This is a genomic window from Syntrophobacter fumaroxidans MPOB, assembly GCF_000014965.1.
GTDB lineage: Bacteria > Desulfobacterota > Syntrophobacteria > Syntrophobacterales > Syntrophobacteraceae > Syntrophobacter > Syntrophobacter fumaroxidans.
On the sequence record NC_008554.1, the window covers coordinates 4,817,992 to 4,840,279 of the forward strand.

Consider the following 22,288-nt stretch of genomic DNA (forward strand, 5'->3'; position numbering starts at 1 on the left):
GGCGGATTTCCCGGACGGTCGATTTACGCCCGTGTCGCACGGATCGGGATGCGGTTGTCCCGGGTCGGTCTCGATCGCACCCGGTTCAAGGACGGCATCGGGACGATCCGGACAATCGGGGGCACTCTCGACGCGTGGAGAGGACAACCGCCGCTCGATGCGACCCTCCGCCGGGCGATTGCGAACCTGTCCAACCCGGAGAATCATCTACCAATGGTAGATTCGTCAGTTCATAGAAGCGCGCCCAGCCTCAATGATGCACTGTGGCACTTTCCTTGCTATCTGTTGTCCATAACAAAACGAATGCCGATCCCGTAATCCCATAGTCATCAGCTCAGGTGAAAAGGAGGGCGACATGGGTCTTCCCGGTCATCCCACTGCGATTTCGTCCAAGTCCGAGCAGTCGCCCGGCACATGGAAGGGAATCGTCCTTGCCGGCGGCGCCGGCACCCGGCTCTATCCCACCACCCGGGCCGTGAGCAAACCGCTGCTGCCGGTCTACGACAAGCCCATGATCTACTACCCGCTGTCCGTTTTGATGCAGGCGGGGATCCGGGATATCCTCATCATCACCACCCCCATGGATCTGCCCCGGTTCCAGGCTTTGCTCGAGGACGGCAGGCAGTGGGGAGTGAAGTTCTCCTATGTCGAACAACCGCACCCGGCCGGAATTCCGGATGCGTTCGTTCTCGGACGGGATTTCATCGGCAACGACCGTGTCTGTCTCATTCTGAGCGACAACATTTTCCACGGGGACGGCCTGGAGGCAATCCTTCGGCGGGCTCTGCGGCTCAAGACCGGAGGCCTCGTCTTCGGGTATTGGGTACACGACCCGCACCGATACGGCGTGGTGGAATTCGACGGTTCCGGTAAAGTCATCGGCATCGAGGAAAAGCCGTCCGTTCCGAAATCGAATTTTGCCGTCACGGGCCTGTATCTTTTCGACAGCAGGGTTGTGGAAATCGCGGCGCGGCTCGTTCCTTCCGAGCGCGGGGAATTGGAAATCATCGACGTGATCAGAGAATACCTCCATCTTGGAGAACTGCAGGTCGAGCTGCTGGGGGGCGAGATCACGTGGATGGATGCGGGGACCCACGAGTCGCTCGCGGAAGCATGCACGTTTGTGGAAATCGCCGAAAGCCGCCGAGGCGTCAAAGTGGCATGCCTCGAAGAGGTGGCCTACAGGATGGGGTACATAGGGCCGGAGCAGGTCCGCAGTCTTGCAAAGCCTCTTTCCAAGAACGGTTATGGCCGGTATCTGCTGCAAATGGTGGAGAATCGGGCGTTGTGACGATGCGCTCCGGAAGGGCGTGCCAATCCGGGGTTTCATGTTGAGAACCGCCCCCGGCCAACCCCTTGCCGCCATAACCGGGGACACGTCGTTGCCGGCGTCCGCCGGGGTGAGCGTCAGCCATTTTCACAGGAAGGCGGCACTCTCGGGGAATCGTCCTGTGCCCCGGTTCTTGCCGGGAGAAAATCCCGCCTTCCCACATAACAGGAGGAATCTCGATGAAGCGTAGCATTTCAGTGATCTGTCTTGTTTGCCTGGTCGCCCTGGCGCCGGCCTTGTCGTTTCCAGTCGTGGAGCAGACGGCCGGATGGGGCACGAGTTCCGCCATCGCAGCCGAAACCGGCTCCAAGGACCGGAACCCCGGCACGAGCAATATCTCCGACTCCGGCACGGGCGGATTGAACCAGCGCCCCACCAAACCGAGCAAGATCCCGGAACCCGCCACCATCGTCTCGATTCTTGCAGGGGTGGCCGGCGTGGCGTTGTTTGTCCGGTGGAGGAAAAAGGGCAGGGGCTGATACCGGTGGGTGTTCGAGCTCACGGAACAAGGGGATCGGCGTAATAAGGGATCAACGGAAGGAGGGGCGGACGGGGATAAACCCCGTCCGCCGTATTGTGGGCACGGAGGAGCCGTGCCCACCCTGCGGATCCTGCCAGTCGCGTCTACAAGGGACGGACTTCATGCCCGCCCATCGAATGCTGCCGTTTTGAACCCTGTTGCCCATGGCGCCGGCGTCACCACAAGGCATGAAAACAGACTCACCCCGGAGTCTTTTCCCAGGTTAATGCCCATGGCGCCGGGCGCCGGCCCGCAGCGCATCAACGGCCGGCCCCGAGCCTCACGTTATCTATTCTGCCGCTGCCGCGAACCGAGAATCCATTCACTTCGAGGATCTTTACCCCCGGCTGTGCCCTGGACAAGTCCTTTTGCAGGTGGCGGGCGAAGGTGTGCCAGTCGCCGTCCAGGGTGCCGGGCCCAAGCCCGCAATCGATTGTCCGGTCGTCTCCCGGACCGTTTCCGATAAGAGGCTTGTACCGGATTTCCCGGTAGCCGTCCGTGGTCTGCACGTGCACCGAAACCACGTAGTCCTCGGAGAACTTCATGCTCCACTCCAGGACGAACTGACGGGTGTTGTGCCAACCGTCGAGGTCCCGGCCGCCCAGGTGAAACGCGTTGGCCGTTTCGGAGCCGGACAATTCCGTGACGGGACCGCCCCGCTCGTCGTCAAACACGCTCACGACCTTCGCCCCGGGCGGGTCGGGGTCGGTGATGCTCCACCGGCCCGGCACTCCGCGCGATACGGCGCAATAGAGCGTTGAGGGGAACGGCTGCGGCGCGCTGGTGATCAGGATCTTGTCCAAGCGCGTGCCGTCCTCCTTTTGCTTGATCCTGAGCGTATGGTCGCCGGCTCCCAGCCGCAGTTTCAACGGGGAACCGGAGGACCCGTCGCGCACCTGGTCCCACAGCCACCCGTTGACGATCGCGGTGTTCCAGGTGAGGAAGGGGCCGGAATCGACCGAGACGAAAAAGGAATTGCGGGTGCTGTACGGACAGTATTCGCGTCCCCAGAAGGTATAGTCTCCGGCGGCGGTCACCGTGAATGCATAGGTGGCGGTGCCCCCTTCCCGCAGGGGGTCCGAAACGGGCTCAAGCCCGACGGGCACCCGGATAAAACCGGTGGCGGACGTGGTCACGCCCGTTTCCAGGGGGACCTCCAGAGCGCCGGCTTCCGCCTCCAGGTAAACCGATTCGTGGGGTTGCATGCCCCCGGAGTCGAGCGCCGCAACGGAATCGCCTCCCGCATCGTTGACGCCGGGAGCCGGGGGATCGGTTCTGGACAAGACTTGCAGCTCGAATGCGCCCTCGGATGCCGGGGTGTCTGACGCATCCCCGGAATCACCCGTCTGGAGGCGCGTATCGTGGATCGATGCCTCATTCGGGGGGAAGACCACTTCTTTTGAGAATCCGCTCTCCACCCCGGCGGCATAGGAGGTTACGGCAAAATAATAGGTTCTGCCCTTCACAAGGTTCGTTACCGTCCCGGAAGTCGCCTTGCCCAGCGTCACGCGGCGGGAATAGTTGCGGTGCGACGTGCCGCAATAGATTCTGTAGCCGCGAAGGTTCTTGAACGACACGGGATTCCAGGAGAGGGTGACTGAAGCGGGAAAGGCATCGGGGGCGATCGAGAGGACGGCCGCGAGGGCAACCAGGAAAGTCGTCAAACGGCGGATGCGCCGGAATTTCGTTGTGCGGACGAACGACGCTCTGCTTTCGGTCATGCTCTACCTCCGTAAGTTCTTGTGACCCGAATTCGGGCAAACGAACGCATTTCCAACACCGCAGACTGATAGCGCACAGTCCCGATATCGTGAAAATGGTTCATGGCCGAAGACTCGGCCCCGGCCGTGAACCGCAACGTTCTCTTGAGAAAATCGATGTCTTGCGAGAATGCCGCGGCCAAAGGGTGCAATATCGATGCCGCATCAACGAAAAAACGATCCGTGCGGGACATCCAACCCGTCATGTGCCTGAATGCATTTGTCAAATCGTCCGTTGGAAGGCCTGAAAGTCAAACGATGCATGATGGATTTGTCGCGGATGTCGGGTTTTTTTCAGGGGGGAAAGTGTAGGGAATTCAGTACACCCCTGCATGCATATCCCTCCAGACTCGGGCAGGGCCTCCCCGATGAACCTGTATGTCCCGTGGGTTCTTCATTTCCACGGGTATTCGGGGCGGAGGAGCCCGCGACCCGGTGCTTCCTTGCGTTTCGGCGATCAACGTCGCGGTTGAAGGATCGAATCGAGTTCCTGCGCTTTGACTTGCTTCTGTGTGCTTCCGGGCAGTGTCGGAAGTATTTCTCCGTGAGATTGAGGCGTCGCAAATCGTCCTTGACAGGTGCCTCGGCGGGTGCTAACCAAAGATCCTCAGATAAACGGCAAGTTATCGATTCGATCACGTGGATTTGCATTTTCGGAAGGCCATGGACCAACTCAACCAGATCGTCAACACCTTAGCCCTGACCATGGGCGTAGGCTGGGCCAGCGGCCTCAACCTGTACGCCGCGATTCTCACGCTTGGAATCCTTGGCGCCACGGGCAGCATCGTTCTTCCTCCGGAGCTTGCGGTTCTGGCCAACCCGATTGTCATCGTAGCGGCCGCTGTAATGTATGTTGTTGAATTTTTTGCTGATAAAGTCCCGGGTGTGGATACGGGATGGGATACGCTGCACACCTTCATCCGCATTCCCGCCGGGGCGATCCTGGCCGCCGGGGCGGTCGGCTCCGTCGACCCGGCGCTGGCGGTGGCCGCCGGCCTGCTTGGAGGTGGTCTGGCCACCGTGTCCCACGCCACGAAAGCCGGTACCAGAGTGCTCATCAACACCTCGCCGGAGCCCGTCACCAACTGGACAGCCTCCGTCACGGAGGATGTGATGGTTGTCGGCGGAATCTGGACGGCACTCCATTATCCCTGGGTGTTCCTGGGTTTCCTGATCCTCTTCATTCTCATCGCCATCTGGATGCTTCCCAAGCTGTGGAGGGGCATCAAGAAGGTGTTCGCTTTCTTCGGACGTCTGTTCGGCAAGAAATCTCCCACCACGTGACGTTGCCGTTCCGTCGTCCGATCCCGCGCCCTTTTCCCCTCATATTGGTTCGCGGCCGTGGCCGGCCGGAGCACGACGGAGCGGCGCGGGAAACGCTCAGACCTTCCGCCCCAGAGCGATCATGCGACGGTTCATGAATCCGTAGTCGCCCGGCGTGCGGTGCGGTGAGAAGTCGGTGAGGACCCTGACGCTTTCGAATCCGGTCCGGTTCAGCAACGCTGCAATCTGGGCGGGATCGTAGAATCGGATGGCGTAGGTGCGGTCTCTGAGCAGGCCTTTTTCCTTGCTCAGGACCATTTCACGGACGAATACGGTGTCGCCTTCCACTTCCCGCCGGCGACAGACGATTATTTCCCGGCCGATCTCGTGCCATGCCTCGGGACTCAGTTTTTCCCGGACGGCTGTTCCGTCGGCCAGGTCGAGCAGCAGCCAGCCGGCGGGACGGAGCACACGGTGGGCTTCCTTCAGGATTTCGCCGTCTCCCGCGGCATCGCGCAGATATCCGAAGGAGTTTCCCAGAATCAGCACGTGGTCGAAGCTTGCCGAGGCAAGCCCGGTGCTCCTGGCGTCGGCCTGGATGAAGCCCATCGAGTGATTACGTTCCAGTGCGCGCGACCGGCCGCATCTGAGCAGGTATTCGGAGTAGTCGACCAGGATGCATCGGCTGAAGCCTCGCGCGCAAAACTCCAGGCTGTGCCGCCCGTGGCCGCTGCACAGGTCCAGAACGCGTTGGTCCGAGCGGATCGGGAGTAACCGGCAGATGAGATCCACCTCCCGCCGAGTGATCTCCTCATCGCAAACCGAGCGGGCATCGGTGAGGAGATAGAGCTCATCAAACATCGTTTTCCACCATTCGGGGTCGGCTTCGATGGTCATGGCGGCTCCGGACTCGCGCCGAAATCGAACAGCCCGTCCGAGGCGATGATTGCGGCGGAGCCTCGCCAGGGCTGCATGCGAGCGATTTCAAGCTCTTCTTCTTCAATCTGGATCATGGAGCTCAGCTCCCCGGAAAGCCACATTCTTTCCAGTGTCAGGCAGTCCGACCACAGGGCGCGTCCGTACTCCGTCAGAGCGTCGATCTGCCGGGGGGATATCAGCCTCGGGCGCAGAGCGATCTTGATGGGTCCAAGCAGGTACGTGAAGCGGTGTTCCACAGCCATGCGCTCTTGCATCTCGACGACCTTGCCGAGGGTGCCGCAATCCATGGCCAGGATCGCATCATTGATGCGATTCACCGCCTCCCGCACGCTCATCTTCGAGCGGAGCACGGCCAGCGGTTGGACTCCTCCTCCGCTTCCCACGTTCGTCGGGACCGCTCCGTAGCGGCCGAGGAACCCCATCAGCCCCGATGGGCCCACAAGGCATCTGAAGTCCGTCTGATAGCGTTCGAGCGTCGTGCACCCCCGTTCCGCGTTCAACGTCGGAATTTCCTCGGCCCACAAATGGAGCGGGATTTTTTCCTGGACGATGTAATGACCTTCCCGTAACGCCAGGTCAATCGCCTCCCGGGCGTTCGGGTTTACCCCGCCGACCCGCACGCCCTTGCCGGAGTATCCGCGTTCGGGTTTGAGCACCAGATCGTTCCAGTGCCGGGCCGTCCACTCGACCAGGTCGTCTATGGCCTCTCCCCGGGGACCGACGGTGCGGCGCGGACGAAACTGGCGGGTCCAGGGAGTCCGTTGCACGATTTCCGAGTGAAACCGGTCGCGGTGGGGACCGCCCACGACTTCGAACATGCTCTTCACGTTGATGGGTTCCGTACCACGGGGATTGATGACGCGCCCTTCCCGGACCGCCTGCAGAAGCGGGGTGAGGTCGTGCTTGCGATGGAGGGCCAGCAAAACGTCGGTGTTGAAATCCACGAAGGCGATCGACACGGGTCTGCCCATCCAACATACTCGACCGCTCTTGAGCTCGAGCTGCTGCGGAGACATCAGCGCTCCGTGAATGCCGTCGATCCGGTTGAGGTGTTCGGCGAGGTTGATGTTTTCGGTAACGTCATCGAGCGTTTCCTCTTCGGCCACCACCGCGACCAGCCCGGGCCCGCCGCCGTCGCGGGCGCGGCATGCCGCGACGAGCATGGCCACGAACCCGTTCACGGGATAGAGCAGCGGGTGATCGAAATCCAGATCGACGCCGACGGGGGATATTTCGTTGAGGCGCAGCCAGACGGCCTTACCGATGACCTGGGTGACACGCTGGTAGTCCCATCCTCCGGGACTGCCCAGGTTCCATTCCGAATGGTAACCCGCAAAACCCGTCATTCCATACTCCTCCTCGTTCTATGGGGTGGCATTCACCGCATTCCGGAGCCGCTTCTCGATCGCATGAAACGGCGGTTCACCGCCTTCGAGCATCAGTCGGTGAAACCCGTCGTGCCCCATTCCGCCCGCGTAAGTCTCTCTGAGTCGCATGATCTCGAATCGACCCAGGCTGTAGCAGAGTTGATAGCCGGGATTCAGCCGAAAGCGACTGATTTGTCCGCAGGCTTCCTCCATGCCGAACCCGGCGGTTGTCAACAGACCCAGGGCGTCGTCGGGACTCAGTCTCCCAGAATGAAGCCCGATGTCGATCCGGCAACGCGCGGCCCTCCAGAGTCTCCGTTTGCAGTCGACCAGCAGGTCCAGGGGATGATCGGCGTACCCGTATTCGGTCAGGAGTGATTCCACGTAATAGGCCCAGCCCTCGTAGAAAAGTGCCGATTCGATCTGGCTTCGCACTGGATTGTCGAGCATTCTCCGGGTGGAATCCAGCAGGTAGTGCCCCGGGAAGGTCTCATGGGCGGCGAGGAATTTATACTCCCGGTGAAACCGCTTCCTGAGAAGCTCCGCTGATCGGTCGCGCCCCTGTCCGGAGGCCTGGGTCGTAATGTAGAAGTAATCCTCTTCGGTCCCGTCCCTCGAAAAGGCGGCGCTGAAGGATGCCGAGCCCCGCACGGATTGCAGGTAAGTGGGGGTCCGACAGACCACCGGCCACCCCGCCGGCATGACCTCGCTGAAGCCGTGCGATTCGAAAAAACGCTTCAGCCTTTTCATCTCGCGGTCATAGAGCACCAGGGTGTCACGACCGGCCGCGTCTTCCGGCAAGTATCCATGATACAGCTCTCTCCAGGATTTCCCGGGGTCGATCTTCCTTTGCAGGCGTTCCAGGCGGCAAAGGTTCTCGCGCCATTCCTCGACGGCGATCTCATCCACTTCGGACAGGCTCCGATGCGATCGGAATCTGTCCCGCAGAGTGACCTCCAGGCTCCGGAAGGCAAACTCGCGGTCCGGAACGGACCTGACCGCGCCAAGAAATGTCCCGAACGCGTCCAGGGCGGATCGGGTCTTCTCCAAAGCGGCCGTGAATCGTCCGGAATCCTGGGGCACATACGTATCGGCGGTTTCGGAAAGATAGCTCCGGCAATCGACGAGCATGGCGAGCGCGGCCTGGAGTGTGCTGTGGGCCACCCGGTCGATATTTTCCGCAGCTTGTTGGAGCAGGCGGGGAATCGCCTGGAGGCGCGCCCGGGTTCTTTGCAGCCGTTCATCGTGGCTCGGGGTAGGTTTGGTCAACGAATGATCGAGCCCGATGAAGGCGATTTTGAGGTAGAGGAGGGGATCGTGCCGCCACACCTCCTTGGAGTCCAGTTCGATCAGGATGCCGGCAATACTGGAATCGAGCATCTCGAGGTCGGTGAGCTTTTCCGGATCGCTCTCGACGGCGGCCAGACGGCCGAATTTGCGCCGATACTCCTCGATCGTGGCGATGCATTCCTCGATTCCGGCGCGGTCGAAGTCGTCCAGCCGGTCGTAGTGCCGGCTCGCCGCCACCGCCCGGGGAAGAAAGTGGAATTCGTCGCTGGCGCACATCACCGGGAAACGCTGGGCCAGGTAATCGAAGTATTCATCGGTCAGTTCCGGCTGGTACTCCGGCATGGGAAGACTCCATGGTCCCGGGGAAGCGTATCGGCCGTGTGCTTGAGCGTGCGATCTTCAAACGGTGCCTGCGGTTCGACGGCCAATGCCTGTTGCGAAAACCAGCGGGTTTCGGGGCGACGCCGGATCGTCAAGGCGAGCCCGCGCCTCTCGGTGGTCGCCGGATTGCGGGGAAGAGGCTCAAGAGCAATGATCGTTTTCGTTCGAGGGGCCTCGCGGGCGCGACAGAAAAACCATTCCGATGCGTTCCGCGCTGTGATTCATCCCTCCCGGCGGCGTTACCGCTCGGGAGAGCCCCCCCCACTCCACCTTATGAATGATATTGCACAATCACGGCGAAGATTTCAAGGCCCTGCAAGTTCGGGCCCGGGCGCCTCCATGGATCGCGCTGAAGCTGAGGCGATGCTCGCGAAGCCGCTGGATATACGCGGAGCCCGAATCGTCTTTGACGGGAAAGCCTGTGAGGGCATCCGGTTCAGCAGGACAAAGGAGAAACTGAGTGCCTACCTGGAGCGGGTTTACAAGATCGGTCCAAAGGATTTGGAGTTGACCGATCAATTGATCGAGGTGATCAGGACCGACTGCGGCCTCCCGGGTTTCCAGGAATACATGCGCCTGGGCGACCGGAGGCTAGTGATCCAAGTGAGGGGGGCTTTCTTTTTCTTCGAGCCGAAAGTGACCTATTGATCTCTGGGATTACATATATATTCAGCGCCACGAGTATTTGCGCATCGAGAGCGTGAATCGACGGCCTGAATCGGCTCAGACGGCTTGTCTCCGCTCTCCATGGTGTACATCCAATTACGGCTCGGCCCGCCGCCTGCGCCCGGAAAGCCCCCTGGCGCGGGCAGGGCTGGAGTCCTGCCTGTGCGGCCGGCCGGGTTCCTGACGGTATGCGGGATTCGTTGACCGGCTGAACCTGGAACCTTCCTGGGTGTTCAAGCGCGGTCGGAGAAGATTCTTCAAGCCGGTTGCGCCTTTGTGAGATCAGAATATCCCGCGTGTCGAAAGCCCATGGTACGAGAGTTTTCCGACACGACCACTCAATCTCCGATCCCAGTGTGTAGGGGACCGTATACACGAGTGTACCGTATTCCCTACACTCTTCCCGAAAGAACCGGCCTGCCGCAACGGGAATGCCTTGGGACGCTCAATCCCCCGCCGACTTCCGACTCAGAATCTTTCCAAGTCTTTTCAAATGAATAGCTGGATGGAAACCGATGATTGTCCCGCTGCGTGGTCACTTCACGGGCGCGGCATACATATTGCTCAATTCAACTGCGCGATCCTCGTGACCCTCGATTCATGCGAAGGATTGCCGTGGTCCAGGACCCTGGCGGGAGTCTCGGTCATAATGCCTCTCCACGACATTTCAACCGCGCATTTTCAGCCGGCGACGCCGGATGTGCGTTGCTTGTCCTCAGTTCAGATCATGTAAGTTTCGGGAGGTGAAGCTTGGCTGGAAATGGACCGCTGCCTTTCCCCCTCATTGATCTCTGGTGTTTTGCCTGGATGGCGGCCTTCGTGGTCATTGTCGCGATTGCTCTCACAATCGCTGCCGACGTATACCGGGCTTCAGCGGCACTGGCCCGTGACCCGGTGAAGGCCGAGGATCCCGGCGGCGGTGGAATCCATGACGACACAAAGAGCCGCAACCGTTCCGTCCCTGTGACGCCGGACAAGCTGAATTCAGGAGCGGCACATGGTCTTGCGGAGGGCGGAACCTGTTCTCTCGCCGTCGCATCCTGCGGTGTTGACGGGAGGAAGGATTACCCGCACTCGATGGTCTACTTGTCCCTGATTGCCCTGAGTGCGGCACGGTGTGTCCCGGGGGAATCGGCGAAAAGGACAAACTATTGAAAGGAGGAAGTCGGATGGAGAACGAACGCATTCGAACCGGGATATCGCATGCGGTACACATAAGCACCAACACCGCAACCGGTTGTAGACATTGTCGATTCAGCATAGACGGCAAACGATTTGAAGAATCGGTGAATCACTATGTCGAAGAACACGGCTACAAGGTCCTGCACATCGTTACGGAGACGGATCGTGACTCCCCGGGGCAATTGCGGCGTTATTCACTGGCGGTGGTGGGAAAATAGGCGCAACTTCGGCTGAAAGGTATACTGATGAGAGCGGAGAAAAACCCGGATCTTCCGGGTTCCCGTGCGAACCTGCCGGTGGAGAAGGTCGACGGAAAGGCCCGACATGGGAAAGAAATCGTGTCGGCAGGCGGCAATGAGACGTGCATTGCGGCCCATGTGATTAAGATAACGGAAGAAATAAAGAATGGAGAAACGCCGCTCGCGAGAATAGAGGCGATCAGAGGTCTTCTCCTCCGTGGTGCTTACACGATCGAACCCGACGAAATCGCGCGGAAGATGCTGGGAGAAATCTGGTAGAGGTTTCAAAGGGGATTCGGAATCATTCCCGGTGCCTCTTGCGGCCGCGGCTGCCGGGAAGATGGCGTGCTCAAGCCCGACTCCGGGCTGCCCCGAGCTGAACATTATCACGATGACTTATGGCGGCTCCAAGGTGCGCCGCCGATTCCGGAATCCGACTTGCACGGGGACCGGTCTGTTGGGGGGAGGGCACACACACATCCCCTGCCGTAAACGACAAAACGCCCGCGACAAGTTGCCTTGCGCGGGCGTTTATCGGGCCATCTCGAAGAGCGCGGTCAGTGCGTTCCTATTCGGTGAGCCCGCAGTACTTGATGGTGCTGAACAGGCATCCGAGCACCCGCTCCTCGAGCTGCACGCGGACAACGGCGGCCTTGGGCGGTTCATAGGGTTTCTTTTGCGATTCGTGCGTTTTCATCTCCATTTCCTCCTTTGTGGGACCTTGTCCCGATGACATGAGTCGTTCCCTTCCTATTCGGTGAGCCCGCAGTACTTGATGGTGCTGAACAGGCATCCGAGCACCCGTTCCTCGAGCTGTACGCGGACAACGGCGGCCTTGGGCGGTTCATAGGGTTTCTTTTGCGATTCCTGGGTTTTCATCTCCATTTCCTCCTTTATGGGACCTTGTCCCGATGACATGAGTCGTTCCGTTCCTATTCGGTGAGCCCGCAGTACTTGATGGTGCTGAACAGGCATCCGAGCACCCGCTCCTCGAGCTGTACGCGGACAACGGCGGCCTTGGGCGGTTCGTAGGGTTTCTTTTGCGATTCCTGGGTTTTCATCTCCATTTCCTCCTTTATGGGGCATTTCTTTCACTTCAGGACACTCATGTTCTCTTCGACGGCTCTTCCACACTCGCACTCGGCGGAGCCTCAGGCGCAGGCAGCGCTTACCGCCGGGACCGTCATTGTTGCAGCTGCGATCATGAGTACGAGCGCGAATATCATGCTCGCGACGTTTCTCACTCTATTTTCTTTCAGAAGATTAAGTGTTCCAGGAAGCTCAAGTTCCCAACCGCAATCTTCCGAGTAGCCGAATTCCTCTTTCATATGATGTTGTTTAAAGATCATCGTCAGTGAAGTTGACTTTTTCCTATTCCGTGATCTTCTTGTTTCATTTGGTTGCATGACCTTGCCCTCCATTTTGCTTGCTTGCCCTTTACCCGTTCTGACAAGGGAGCCCCGGAAAGGTTCCCGAATTTTTTCACCTCGAGGCAGAATTTTTTTGCGGGCCGGTTTTTGTGTTTGACAGGGCGTAAGGATGATTTTAGGGTTTTAAAACAACCCTTTCGGACACCCACTTCACATGCTCTTGCCACTCCGGAGCGGATCTCACGCTGTGTGCTCTTGAACCGACGGGACATTCGTCAATACGGCAAGAAATTCCTATGGGGTACACAGGAACTTTTCTTTTCCGGTACTGTCAAATTCAATGGAAAGGCAACATCACAACCGGACGTTTGCACAGGTGGCGAGGAGGCGATCAATGAACAGGTTTCTTATCGTGATGGTGCTGGCCGTTTCGGCGCTGATCTTCCATTCGAGTTTTCACGGCGGTGGACAGGCGGCCGACTTCCCATCGAACCAGGAGCTGGGGGCTCGGAATGTCGCATTGAAGATGACGCAGTTCGATTTCGCGTCCGGGCTCAAGCAGGACGCGAATGGAAAGCCGAACGGCAACGGGGTGGAGCTCATGGAGGCCGGCTCATTCGGGAGCGGTTTCCTGGTCGATGAGGAAGGAACGATCGTTACAAACTACCATGTCGCGCGCAAGAGCTTCAAGGGTGAGGCCCTGTTTCAGGAAGGTTCGCGGTTCGAGATCCGGAATATCAAAGTCTACGATCTTCCAAACGATATAGCCATATTGAAAATAAGCGGCCAGAAGAGCTTTCCCTCATGCGTGCTCGGCGACTCCAACACGGTTGAACCCCGGGACAAGGTATTGGCCGTGGGCAACCCCCTCGGCATGGGACTCAACATCACCGAGGGAAGTGTCAGCCAGGTGGTCAGAAATGATCTCAAGCAGACCGAAAGGATCAACCACACCGCAACGATCACGTCCGGCAACAGCGGGGGGGCGTTGTACCGCGGGAACGAGGTGATAGGAATCAATGCGGCCGTCATGGTGAACCCGGCTTACGGCGGCAGCACGGGGTTCTTCTATGCCATTCCCATAAACAAGGCAAAGAAGTTGCTCGCAGACCCGCAGTTCAACAGACTTCTGTCCCTGGAGCAGATTTTCCCGCCCAATGTCGAATTGATCGTGAACAAGGCTCAGCAGTTGGATGGAGTGACCGGCCAGATCCAGCCCGCGCGCCAGAAGGGGAATGAAGTTGACCCCGGAGCCTGGAAAGCTGGCTTTCAAAGCCTTGCATTGACTGATTATGGGTTTCTGGTCGAATCGCCTTCGGAAAATATTTGTATGGTATTGCTGGACTCGCAGAATAGAACGAAGGGGTTCGCCAGGATGAAGCACAAGCAGTATTTGCCTTTGTTCGTGAGCTCGAATTATCCGGAACAGTACTCGATAGTCCTTTTGAATTTCAATAACAAGCCGGTGAATTTCGGTTTGAAAACGTATCGCTTGGTCTGGTAGGAGGCAAGAATGAAACGGATGAAGCTCGCAATGATATGCTCAGTTCTGTTGCTGCTGGTTCCTGCGGTGGTCCTTTCGCAGGATGGTTTTGACCCGAATACCTATAAGTCGGACGGCCCCATGCCCTATTTCAATTCCCATGCGTTTCAATCCGGCATAAGGTCCACCGGGAATATAGGGGATATGGCCAAACAGCATTCCCCGCTCCAAAGCAGGGCCTCGACCTACGGATTTGCGGCCAGATCGGACGAGGCGCGGTTTTTCCTTATCGGAGCTCTCTATACGGAAGCGCTCGCTTATGTGACCGGCGGGAAAGGGGAACTCGCGTCGCAACGGCTCGAGGTCATCGAAGGTGAGTTTGTGAAGATGGGCGCTCCCTCCTCGCTTTACGGTTTCATTACAAAAGCGCGCAATATGATCGAAAACGCGAAATATCCTCCAGAGTATCTGGTTACTGTTCTCTCCCTGTTCCAGCCCTTTTTCGAAGAATACGCCAAGGCCCAATCGGAAGATAAGCTCACTCTGTTCAGAGCGGGCGCCTGGCTGGTGAACATGAGCCTGACCGCCGCCTCGGGGGACCGGGAGCTCTTGAGGCAGCCGGCGACGCTGAGCTATTTTACCTCCGAGCTCAAGCGGATGGACGCCCCGAAGGGAGTGGTCGACGCCCTGGAGGAAATCGCCGCCATATCCGGTAAGGCAGACATCACGGACAAGGATACGCAAAAGGTTCTTCAGCTTGTCACACAGATCGAGCAGCTGCTGAGCTGACGTCGTCACTCAGGCTTCCCGCGGAAGGCCGCGGAGCGCGCCTGACTGCATATTGCCGGTGACTCGGTTGCACTGAAGGAGAAACGGGATGCGCGCCTTGCCACTCGTTTTCGTTGTTCTATTCGCCGTTCCGGTTTTTCCCGATTGGGCCCAATCCTATGAAAACCCCATGGAAACGATCGATTTCTGGCAGCGCCAGTATGAAGAGATAAGGCCGGAAACCGATGCTCGGGCAAAGAGAGCGCACGAAATCTTCAGCCGCCTGGTCAATGCCGTCGGGAGTCGGCCCGGTGTGGTGCCGAGGCTTTTCATCTCGAAGACCGAACCCAAAAATATTTCTCTCCCCATAGCCATACCCGATGGGGCGGTCATCATTTCCGGCAGAACCCTTGACATCTGTTCCGGGAACACAAAAGCTGCCGATGACCGTCTGGCTTTCGTGCTCGGGCATGAACTGGCGCATCTGCTCAAAGATGATTTCTGGCACATGAAGTTCTTCAACGCCCTGAAGACGGCAGAAGCCGGGAACCCGGCCGATGCGAAGACTCTCGCCGAGCTGAGAGCGATAGCCGGCTCGACGGATCAAGTCCTGGCAAAGGAGCTCCAGGCCGATGAGTATGGGATCATCTACGCGGCCATGGCCGGATTCGACACCAGGGCCGTGGTGGATGACGGTAAGGTCAGCTTCTTCGTCGAGTGGCTGCAAGCTGTTGACCCGGCCTATTCCGTCAATACGCCCAAGGATCCCGATCACCCCACCCCGGAGCAGAGGGCGGGAACGGTAAAGGCTCGCCTTCGGCAGGTTCTGAAAAACGTGGAGATGTTCGAACTGGGGTTGGCGTTTTACCGGACAGGGCAGTATGACCGGGCGGTTTCCGCATTCAGGAGGTTTCTTGCCTACTTCCCGAGCCGCGAGGTCGCCCACAATCTTGCCGCGAGCCACCATCAACTGGCCATGAAGTATTATGCGGGCAAGGCGGGAGGGGCGCCCCCCCTTTTCAGAATGTCGGTCGCCATCGATCCGCGGACCCGGGCCGGCGACATCGCTCAACGGGGGGCGGAGGATGCCGAGTACCTGTTCAGAGTGCATCTGAAGGAGGCTATTGAGTTGTATCAGCGGGCCATCGGCCAGGATCCCGGATACGTCAGGTCATATGACAATCTGGCCTGTGCGTTTATTCTGAGAGGCGAGGAGGGCGATGCGTACAGGGCGGTGGTCATGTTGAAGGACTCCCTCAGAATTGCCCCGGCTCGAAAAGAGGCGCTGAACACTCTTGGCGTGGCGTTCTTCCACACGGAAAACCCCGAGAAAGCCAAAGGCTGTTTCCTCGAGGCACTCAAGATCGACCCAGCCTACGATTTGGCGCTGTATAACCTCGGACGGCTGGCACTGGAACGGGGCGATGAAAGTGAGTGCAGGAGACACTGGCTGGAATATCTCAAGCTGGACAGGAAGACTCCGTGGGCGGCCGCGGCAAGGAAAACCCTGGGTGTCGAAGGTCCGGCGGATTCTTCCCCTCAAGGCGTCGAACACGAGCGGGAGAACGTACTGGGCCTTCAGACAGGCGCGTATGACGAGGAAGTCCCAAAAGACTGGGGGACTCCGGAGACGGAAAACGTGCCCCTGGAGCGTTATCCCTACAAGATCAACCGGTTCGCCAACCACCTGATGACCGTCTCGCAGAACAAGGAGATCGGGCTGATCCTGGCATTCAGGGATTTTTCCGGAAGAACGGCGAGGAACATCGGCATGGGGAGTTCCAAGCAAGACGTCGTTGCACGATATGGCGATCCGGACAGGAACCTGGAGTCCCTGTCGGGATTCACGCTGGTCTACGAGACATCGGGAATAGCGTTCAATTTTCAGGAAGGCGGACTGGTCTCCTGGACTCTGTTCTGAACGCGCGGATCGTTTGCAGCAAGCCCCCGACATCGCGCGGACGCTTCATGATTCCCTCCGGAGCGGAGGCGACCGCTTTCGCCGGGGTATCGAGGCGGGCGGGTTTCCCGGCCCCCGGCGCTTTCCTACCTGAAATTCCCCATCAAAACGAAGGGCGCCCAGAAATAAGGGTGGGCGTAAGGTGCCGACGGAGGTGTTTCAAAGGACGGGCTGTTCCTCCCGCCGCAATCGCGCGACTGCCCGGCCTCTTGCTGGGATGGCGGCTCGCTGGATGGCTCTTTCTCCTCTTCTCCCCGGAGCAATTCCAGCTGAGCCCGGCGCAGGCACTCGGCCTTGTTTGTGGAGGGGTTTCCCGCGCGCGCTTCGTACATTTTCTTCATGAGCAGTCCTGTACTCCTGTCGGCAACGGACCATAGGGACGCGATAACCCCTTTTGCCCCGCTGCGCTGTGCAAGCACTCCGAAACCCTCGACTTCCCGCCCGTCGGCATCCCGTGCGCCCAGTCCGGTTTCACATGCCGAAAGGGTCAGCAGGTCCACCTCGTCAAACCGGAAGCCCTGGTGCTTGATTTTGTCCAAAGTCAGCTGAGACCCGTCGCCCATCAACAGAAAGGATTCCTCGGCTGTCGGTTGGAAGACGAAATGGCTGGCAATGTGCACCACGGGGTAGTCGCGAAGGAGCGCCTCGCGCATGGCGTCAACCGTGAACTCGCCGTCGAGTTTCACGATACCCGGGAGAACGCCGCCTTTGCCTTCCTGCCCGACAATACTGTGCAATTCATATCGAACCGAAGGCAGGGCCCTGAAATGGTCGCTCACCTTGTCCGCGACCCCGAACCCGGCAACTTGCCAGGATAGGGAAGGGGAATCCCTCAGCCTGTCACGGCTGGCGGGCGTAAAAACCACGGGCGTATAGCGCTCGATCAGGTACTTCCGGCCGTCGTAAAGACAGGAGAAAGGAATGTATCTGAGTGCTCCATCAAGCGAAAGCAGAAGTGTCGTGGCGCCCGCCTGCTCCAGGTCGCGGGAAATCGGGCCCAGGACAGCCGTGAACAACTTCCTGGAAGCGGGCCGGGGGTCTTTCGACGGGCACAGGAGATCCTTTCTGAGATCCGAGATCATGTGATTGAGCTCGATGGCGCTGACGTTTGTCTCTCTTGCCAGTTGTGTTTCCGAAGTCGTCAGTATGACGATCAGTTTCTTTTCGGTCACGAGATAGTGGACGACGACCGTCCCGTTTCCCAGGTACCTCAGGAGGGACTGGAAGGACTTCAGGTCGCGCAGGCTTTTTTCCGTCAGCTCCGCGGCTTTTTCCCCGGCGGTTTTCTCAAATTCCGCGGAGATCCTGTCGATGAAAGCCTCGAAGGTGCGGCTCGCTGTCTCCAGGTCGGACAGGATTTCCTTCTGCTTCTTCCTGTCCTCCTCGGTGAGCTCGCTGCTCTTGGCTTTTCTCCTGATTTCCGCATACTCCGCGCCTCTCTGCGCAATTTGATCGCTGATCATGGCGAATTTTTCAACCCAGGGTTTTTCGGCCTCGCTGTAGCCGATCCCTTCGCCGGCCTTCGGGACCTCCATTCCTCGCACAAACTCGAAAAACTCCTCTTCCTTCAGAAGGTCCATCACCTGCTGCGCTTCAGGAATTCTGCCCATGTTCGTCAACAGTGTCGCAAGGCGCTTGTAAACGTTTTCCTTGTCGCGGATGAAGCTTGTCCGGAGAGACATGTCCATGCTCGCCATGGAGGACCGCATGGCCTGAATTGCATTGATCGCCTGTTTTCCGAAGAGGATGGCGACGTTCGGATTGCCGAGCTTTGAAAAGGTCGAGCTCATTCCGGCGAGCACATTCCATTGAAGCTGGGCGTCGCCGGAGCGCAGCGCGGCCGGCAGCGCCTTTCGGTAGTATTCGATCGCCCTGGAGCATTCGCCGGTGGACTGGTAAACCGACCCCAGATTGTTGTAGGTCCTCGCCGTGGCGGGATGATCGGAGCCAAGCCTGCTCAACTGGATCGACAGTGCCTTGTCGAAATACGGCAGTGCCTTTTCGAACTCCCCCATGCTCTCGTGGGTGGAGGCAATGTTGTTGTAAGTCACCGCGGTGGCCGGGTGATCCGGACCGCTGGTCTTGAGATCGATTTCGAGCGCCTTTCGGTAGTGTTCGAGAGCTTCGGGGTATTGGCCCAGGGCCTTGTGAACCGATGCTATGTTGTTATACGTGATGGCTGTGCCGGAGTGTTCGGGACCGTAGGTTTTTATATAGACGGGCAAGGCTTTGTTGAGGTTTTCGAGGGCTTTTTCGTACTGGCCCATGGCTTTGTAGATCCCGCCCAGGTTGTTGAAGGCGGTTGCCGTGGCCGGGTGTTCCGGTCCGAAGACCTTCAGCCTGATGCTCAGCGATTTCTCGTAGTATTCGAGCGCCTTTTTGTAATTGCCCGCCTCTTCGTAGACCGAAGCCGCGTTATTGTAAGATACGGCGGTGTCGGGCTGGTCCGGTCCACTGCTGCGGATGAGTATGACCAAAGCCTTCTCGAGATGCGCGAGTGCTTCGGGGTACTGTCCCATGTAGCGGTGCATTCTCCCCAGGTTGTTGTGTGACACCGCCGTATCGGGGTTGTCGGCCCCGAAGATCCGGATGGCAAGCTCGAGATCCCGGCGGTGGGTTTCCAGGGCCATGGCGTAGTCCCCAAGAGCCTCGTAGGTGGCGGCCAGCCCGATCAGTTCCAAGTGCGCCTTCTCGGGGCGGCAGTAAATGTCCGTTGAGAGCGCCTGGTCAAGCAATTCCAAAGCTTCGCGATACCTGCCCGCCGCATAGGAATCTTCAGCCCCGGCAAACCGGTCGTCCGCGGCTTTCGTCAGAGGGCCGCAATCACCAAGGGCCGTTCCGTGCAATGCGTGCAGGAACACGATCAATAAGCAAACAGCCCGGAAGAACCTTCCTATAATGCCGGGCTTCACTTCGTCGGGAACCCGTCCATTCATCTTTCGCTCCTTGGCTCGTTCGAGCGCCTGGATGAAGAATCATGTCGAATGCGTCGGTTTCGACACTCGAAACCTTCGCCGACACGCGCTGCGCATTGCTTGAGCGCCTGCCGGCGATACCCTCGGTATATTTTGACAAGTTCGATCCTGAAAAGTTGCATTTCTCCGAGGGATGAACGCAGGGTACATGAGAGTTCCCAAGTCAGACGGGTGATTGACCGAGGAATGCCGGGAAGCGCCGTGGGCGGTTGGCCATCCGGAAATCGAAGGGCTTCGGGCCGCGCCGGCCCTCGTCCAGAGCAATGCCGAGGGAACGCCGTCGGGATTTTGTTTGACAAGAGTTCCCCGAGCGACCCGTGAACCCGCTGCCGCCATTGAGAGACAAGTGCGGAGGCGGCCCGGCCGCCCGGATCGCCCGCCCGGTCCTCATCCGTATCATCGGACGCGGTAAGCCTGCCAGCGGCTGCCCGTTATGCGGTCTTCGCAGAGCATCTGGTCCGGGCCGACCATTTGAAAGAACACCGTCTCGCTCTTGACCCAGTGCATGCGCACACCGTTGTACCATTTGGGCTCGTGGTCAGTGATATCGAAGTGTATGTATCCGGAACCGACCGTGTACACGCCGGTGTCCCAGGTGAAGACCTGGCCGGCCCTGAATGTCTTGGTGAAGCGGCCGTCGGGCATCAGGGCGGTCTCGCCCGTTGCCGGTCCCCAGGGGGTCGGGACCTGGGCGCGCCAAACGCCGACGAGATTCGGCGTTGTCGAGTCCTGCGCGGAGGCGAGGGAGGAAGCCGCCAGCAGGCAAAGGAGCGCCGACAGGACAATCCAAGGGGCTCTTTTCATAGAGTTTCTCCTCGAATGAGCGGGTCTGATTCAGGCGTTCCACCGAGGCGAATGCCGAAGGACGTGACTGCCGGCCGGACCGGCGCGCGCGGTTCCACCGGGCAACGTCACGGTCCAGAGCATGTTTCAGGCGATAGGGGCCGTCTGTTTGATGGCTGAAATATCTTGTGATATCAAATCGGTAAGGCCACTCGGAATCAAGTTATCACCCGCTGTGGACACTGTCAAGCACATTCAAATTTAACTTGACAGACAAAAGAGAATATGATTTCATATAATTGCCGCACGTGTATCCCTTCTGCCATACATGCCGTAATGCACCATAAAGGAGGTGGACAGCCATGAAAGATCAAGGATCCCGGAAGAAGTCCTATGAGCCGCCCAAGGCGACCGTCGTCCAGGTCCAGCTGGAGGAGCGGGTGCTGGGCTGCAATTTCAGCACGATCAAAGTTTGTGGGCTCACCGAGTGAGTCCCACCGCCGGTAGTCATCAAGTCAGCCCGAGGGAACGCCTGCGCAAAGGGATTTGTCGCGGGCGTTTTGGTGTACTGCAGAGGACTCGGACATGAAAAGAAGTGAAGACTTCTCGTTGCGAAATGTAGGGGGCCAGGACATTCTGGTGCCGCTCGGTGCGAAGGTGCTGGATATGAACGCCCTGATAACCCTCAATGCAACGGGGCGTATCGTATGGGAGCTCCTCGCGCAGGACCGTTCCCTCGAGTATCTGGTGACGGAGGTCGTGAAGGAGTTCGACATCGACGAGGACAGTGCCCGTGGCGATGTCCAGGCTTTCCTGAACGAGCTCGGGCGGTTGGGGTTGCTGAAGACATGACCCAGACACCTACACAATACGGGGCGCTGGTCAGCGAGATGCTCAGGCGGGCCGCCGTACACCGCCAACCCGCCCACGGGGCCTTCGAGCTGACCGGGCGCTGTAATTTGTCCTGCCGGATGTGCTACGTGCGCAAATCCGCGGGAGACATGGCGGAGGCCGCAAGGGAGCTTCCGGCTTCGGGGTGGTTGGAGTTGGCCCGCCAGGCGGTGGATCACGGCATGGTCTTCCTGCTTCTCACAGGCGGGGAAGTCTTTTTGCGTCGCGACTTTTTTGAGATATATGAGCCACTTACACGTATGGGCCTGTCCCTTGCCCTCTTTACCAACGGCACGCTGATTACGAAGGACATCGCGTCGCGCCTGGCCCAGGCACCCCCGAGCCGCGTCGAGATCACCCTTTACGGAGCGACCGCGGCGACCTGCGAGGCGGTCACCGGCAGGCCGGGCAGTTTTGCCGCCTGCAGGGCCGGCCTGGAAGCCCTCCTGTCTCAGGGCATCACTTTCGGGCTAAAAACCACCGTCACGAGGCAGAACGTGTGGGAACTGGAGGCCATGCGCGGCATGGCGCACGGCTGGGGCGTGCCGTTCTCCGCGTCCTGGCTGCTCACCCGACGTCCGGACGGGTCTAACTCGGATGTGGAAGACTGCCGCCTGTCCGCCGAGGAATGCATCGAGCTCGAGGCCACGGACAGCGCCACGGCGGACGAATGGACGGAGGCGGCGCTCAGGGAAACGGCCGCCGGCAGGCACGACAATTTCTATTGCCAGGCGGGAAAAGCCGCGTTCGCGGTCAATGCGGCGGGAGAAATGAACGCATGCCTGCTTCTGCCCCACCCGGCCGCCCGGCCGTTGGAGATCGGTTTTCCCGAGGCGTGGAAACAGGTGCAGGAATTCGTTGATTCCGCGCCTCCGGCCGGATCGGAGTGCAGTGCCTGTGACGCCTTTTCCTACTGTGGGCGATGCCCGGCATGGTCGATGTCGGAGACGGGCACGCTGACCGAGGCCGTGCCGTACCTGTGCGAAATCGCCCGCGCGAGAAAGAGTCGCTATGAATAGCCCGCCCGGCGTATTCGCCGGCTGTCGCCGACGGCTTTTCGAGAGGATCGGGGCTGCATTTCGTGGTCGGCTCGAATCGAAGGCGCACCATTGCGTGGGGCC

Annotated in this window: 23 protein-coding genes; 13 read left to right on the plus strand and 10 right to left on the minus strand. The window is 59.3% G+C overall.

Features of this window, described 5'->3' with window-relative positions; translation table 11 throughout:
* The first annotated feature begins 355 nt into the window (after positions 1-355).
* Together rfbA and SFUM_RS20435 are read left to right on the plus strand one after the other, a co-directional pair.
* Positions 356-1,291, plus strand: a complete 936-nt coding sequence (rfbA, locus tag SFUM_RS20430) for a glucose-1-phosphate thymidylyltransferase RfbA (protein ID WP_011700747.1) — start codon at positions 356-358, stop codon at positions 1,289-1,291.
* Between the two features lie 218 nt (positions 1,292-1,509).
* Positions 1,510-1,809: a PEP-CTERM sorting domain-containing protein gene (locus tag SFUM_RS20435; RefSeq protein WP_011700748.1), complete on the plus strand. Its 300-nt coding sequence runs from the start codon at positions 1,510-1,512 to the stop codon at positions 1,807-1,809.
* A gap of 301 nt (positions 1,810-2,110) precedes the next feature.
* Here SFUM_RS20435 and SFUM_RS20440 read toward each other — a convergent pair whose 3' ends face one another.
* Positions 2,111-3,571, minus strand: a complete 1,461-nt coding sequence (locus SFUM_RS20440) for a fibronectin type III domain-containing protein (protein WP_011700749.1) — start codon at positions 3,569-3,571, stop codon at positions 2,111-2,113.
* Positions 3,572-4,273: 702 nt separating this feature from the next.
* Between SFUM_RS20440 and SFUM_RS20450 the strand changes: the two genes are divergently transcribed.
* Entirely contained in the window at positions 4,274-4,894 is a 621-nt protein-coding gene (locus tag SFUM_RS20450) for a DUF4126 domain-containing protein (protein ID WP_011700751.1), read from the plus strand.
* Between the two features lie 96 nt (positions 4,895-4,990).
* On the opposite strand, the gene SFUM_RS20455 is transcribed toward SFUM_RS20450, so the two are convergent.
* Genes SFUM_RS20455 through SFUM_RS20465 form a run of 3 tightly spaced genes read right to left on the minus strand, consistent with a single transcriptional unit; the run spans position 4,991 to position 8,811 of the window.
* Positions 4,991-5,770 (minus strand): class I SAM-dependent methyltransferase, encoded by a 780-nt coding sequence (locus SFUM_RS20455; protein WP_011700752.1) that lies wholly within the window; start codon positions 5,768-5,770, stop codon positions 4,991-4,993.
* Positions 5,767-7,158, minus strand: a complete 1,392-nt coding sequence (locus SFUM_RS20460; protein WP_011700753.1) for a hypothetical protein — start codon at positions 7,156-7,158, stop codon at positions 5,767-5,769. The genes SFUM_RS20455 and SFUM_RS20460 overlap by 4 nt, the downstream gene beginning before the upstream one ends.
* 18 nt (positions 7,159-7,176) lie before the next feature.
* The gene (locus SFUM_RS20465) at positions 7,177-8,811 is read right to left on the minus strand and encodes a DUF885 family protein (protein WP_011700754.1); all 1,635 of its coding nucleotides are present in this window, start codon (positions 8,809-8,811) and stop codon (positions 7,177-7,179) included.
* 378 nt (positions 8,812-9,189) lie between these two features.
* Here SFUM_RS20465 and SFUM_RS20470 point away from each other — a divergent pair, with 378 nt between their 5' ends.
* The 4 genes from SFUM_RS20470 (at position 9,190) to SFUM_RS20485 (ending at position 11,216) form a co-directional block, all read left to right on the plus strand.
* On the plus strand, positions 9,190-9,498 hold the full coding sequence (locus SFUM_RS20470; RefSeq protein WP_150109589.1) for a hypothetical protein: 309 nt from the start codon (positions 9,190-9,192) through the stop codon (positions 9,496-9,498).
* 768 nt (positions 9,499-10,266) lie between these two features.
* Positions 10,267-10,671: a hypothetical protein gene (locus tag SFUM_RS20475; RefSeq protein WP_011700756.1), complete on the plus strand. Its 405-nt coding sequence runs from the start codon at positions 10,267-10,269 to the stop codon at positions 10,669-10,671.
* Between the two features lie 14 nt (positions 10,672-10,685).
* Positions 10,686-10,916, plus strand: a complete 231-nt coding sequence (locus SFUM_RS20480; protein WP_041441144.1) for a hypothetical protein — start codon at positions 10,686-10,688, stop codon at positions 10,914-10,916.
* Positions 10,917-10,943: 27 nt separating this feature from the next.
* Positions 10,944-11,216, plus strand: coding sequence for a flagellar biosynthesis anti-sigma factor FlgM (locus SFUM_RS20485; protein ID WP_011700758.1), 273 nt, complete (start codon positions 10,944-10,946; stop codon positions 11,214-11,216).
* A 289-nt stretch (positions 11,217-11,505) separates the two neighbouring features.
* Here the strand turns inward: SFUM_RS20485 and SFUM_RS24045 are convergent, their stop codons facing one another.
* The 4 genes from SFUM_RS24045 to SFUM_RS23420 form a co-directional block, all read right to left on the minus strand.
* Complete coding sequence (locus SFUM_RS24045; RefSeq protein ID WP_279614594.1) at positions 11,506-11,634, minus strand: hypothetical protein; 129 nt, start codon at positions 11,632-11,634, stop codon at positions 11,506-11,508.
* Positions 11,635-11,687: 53 nt separating this feature from the next.
* Complete coding sequence (locus SFUM_RS23220; RefSeq protein ID WP_011700760.1) at positions 11,688-11,855, minus strand: hypothetical protein; 168 nt, start codon at positions 11,853-11,855, stop codon at positions 11,688-11,690.
* 14 nt (positions 11,856-11,869) lie between these two features.
* Positions 11,870-12,004 carry a hypothetical protein gene (locus SFUM_RS24050; RefSeq protein WP_279614595.1) on the minus strand — a complete coding sequence of 45 codons (135 nt, stop codon included), beginning with the start codon at positions 12,002-12,004 and terminating at the stop codon, positions 11,870-11,872.
* An 84-nt stretch (positions 12,005-12,088) separates the two neighbouring features.
* Positions 12,089-12,343, minus strand: a complete 255-nt coding sequence (locus SFUM_RS23420; protein WP_167321385.1) for a hypothetical protein — start codon at positions 12,341-12,343, stop codon at positions 12,089-12,091.
* A gap of 358 nt (positions 12,344-12,701) precedes the next feature.
* Between SFUM_RS23420 and SFUM_RS22200 the strand changes: the two genes are divergently transcribed.
* From SFUM_RS22200 to SFUM_RS20505, 3 genes are all read left to right on the plus strand, one after another.
* Entirely contained in the window at positions 12,702-13,811 is a 1,110-nt protein-coding gene (locus tag SFUM_RS22200) for a S1C family serine protease (RefSeq protein WP_011700762.1), read from the plus strand.
* A 9-nt stretch (positions 13,812-13,820) separates the two neighbouring features.
* Complete coding sequence (locus SFUM_RS20500) at positions 13,821-14,579, plus strand: hypothetical protein (protein WP_011700763.1); 759 nt, start codon at positions 13,821-13,823, stop codon at positions 14,577-14,579.
* An 88-nt stretch (positions 14,580-14,667) separates the two neighbouring features.
* Positions 14,668-16,479, plus strand: coding sequence for a tetratricopeptide repeat protein (locus SFUM_RS20505; protein ID WP_011700764.1), 1,812 nt, complete (start codon positions 14,668-14,670; stop codon positions 16,477-16,479).
* Between the two features lie 125 nt (positions 16,480-16,604).
* Here the strand turns inward: SFUM_RS20505 and SFUM_RS20510 are convergent, their stop codons facing one another.
* The gene (locus SFUM_RS20510; RefSeq protein WP_011700765.1) at positions 16,605-19,454 is read right to left on the minus strand and encodes a CHAT domain-containing tetratricopeptide repeat protein; all 2,850 of its coding nucleotides are present in this window, start codon (positions 19,452-19,454) and stop codon (positions 16,605-16,607) included.
* A gap of 435 nt (positions 19,455-19,889) precedes the next feature.
* Positions 19,890-20,297, minus strand: a complete 408-nt coding sequence (locus tag SFUM_RS20515) for a hypothetical protein (RefSeq protein ID WP_011700766.1) — start codon at positions 20,295-20,297, stop codon at positions 19,890-19,892.
* A 341-nt stretch (positions 20,298-20,638) separates the two neighbouring features.
* Here SFUM_RS20515 and SFUM_RS24055 point away from each other — a divergent pair, with 341 nt between their 5' ends.
* The 3 genes from SFUM_RS24055 to SFUM_RS20525 all read left to right on the plus strand — a co-directional run bounded on the left by SFUM_RS24055 (position 20,639) and on the right by SFUM_RS20525 (position 22,186).
* The gene (locus SFUM_RS24055; protein ID WP_279614596.1) at positions 20,639-20,767 is read left to right on the plus strand and encodes a hypothetical protein; all 129 of its coding nucleotides are present in this window, start codon (positions 20,639-20,641) and stop codon (positions 20,765-20,767) included.
* Between the two features lie 94 nt (positions 20,768-20,861).
* Positions 20,862-21,128, plus strand: coding sequence for a PqqD family protein (locus SFUM_RS20520; protein WP_011700767.1), 267 nt, complete (start codon positions 20,862-20,864; stop codon positions 21,126-21,128).
* A complete protein-coding gene (locus tag SFUM_RS20525) occupies positions 21,125-22,186 on the plus strand; it encodes a radical SAM/SPASM domain-containing protein (RefSeq protein ID WP_011700768.1) in 1,062 nt (353 codons plus the stop codon). The genes SFUM_RS20520 and SFUM_RS20525 overlap by 4 nt, the downstream gene beginning before the upstream one ends.
* Positions 22,187-22,288: the final 102 nt, after the last annotated feature.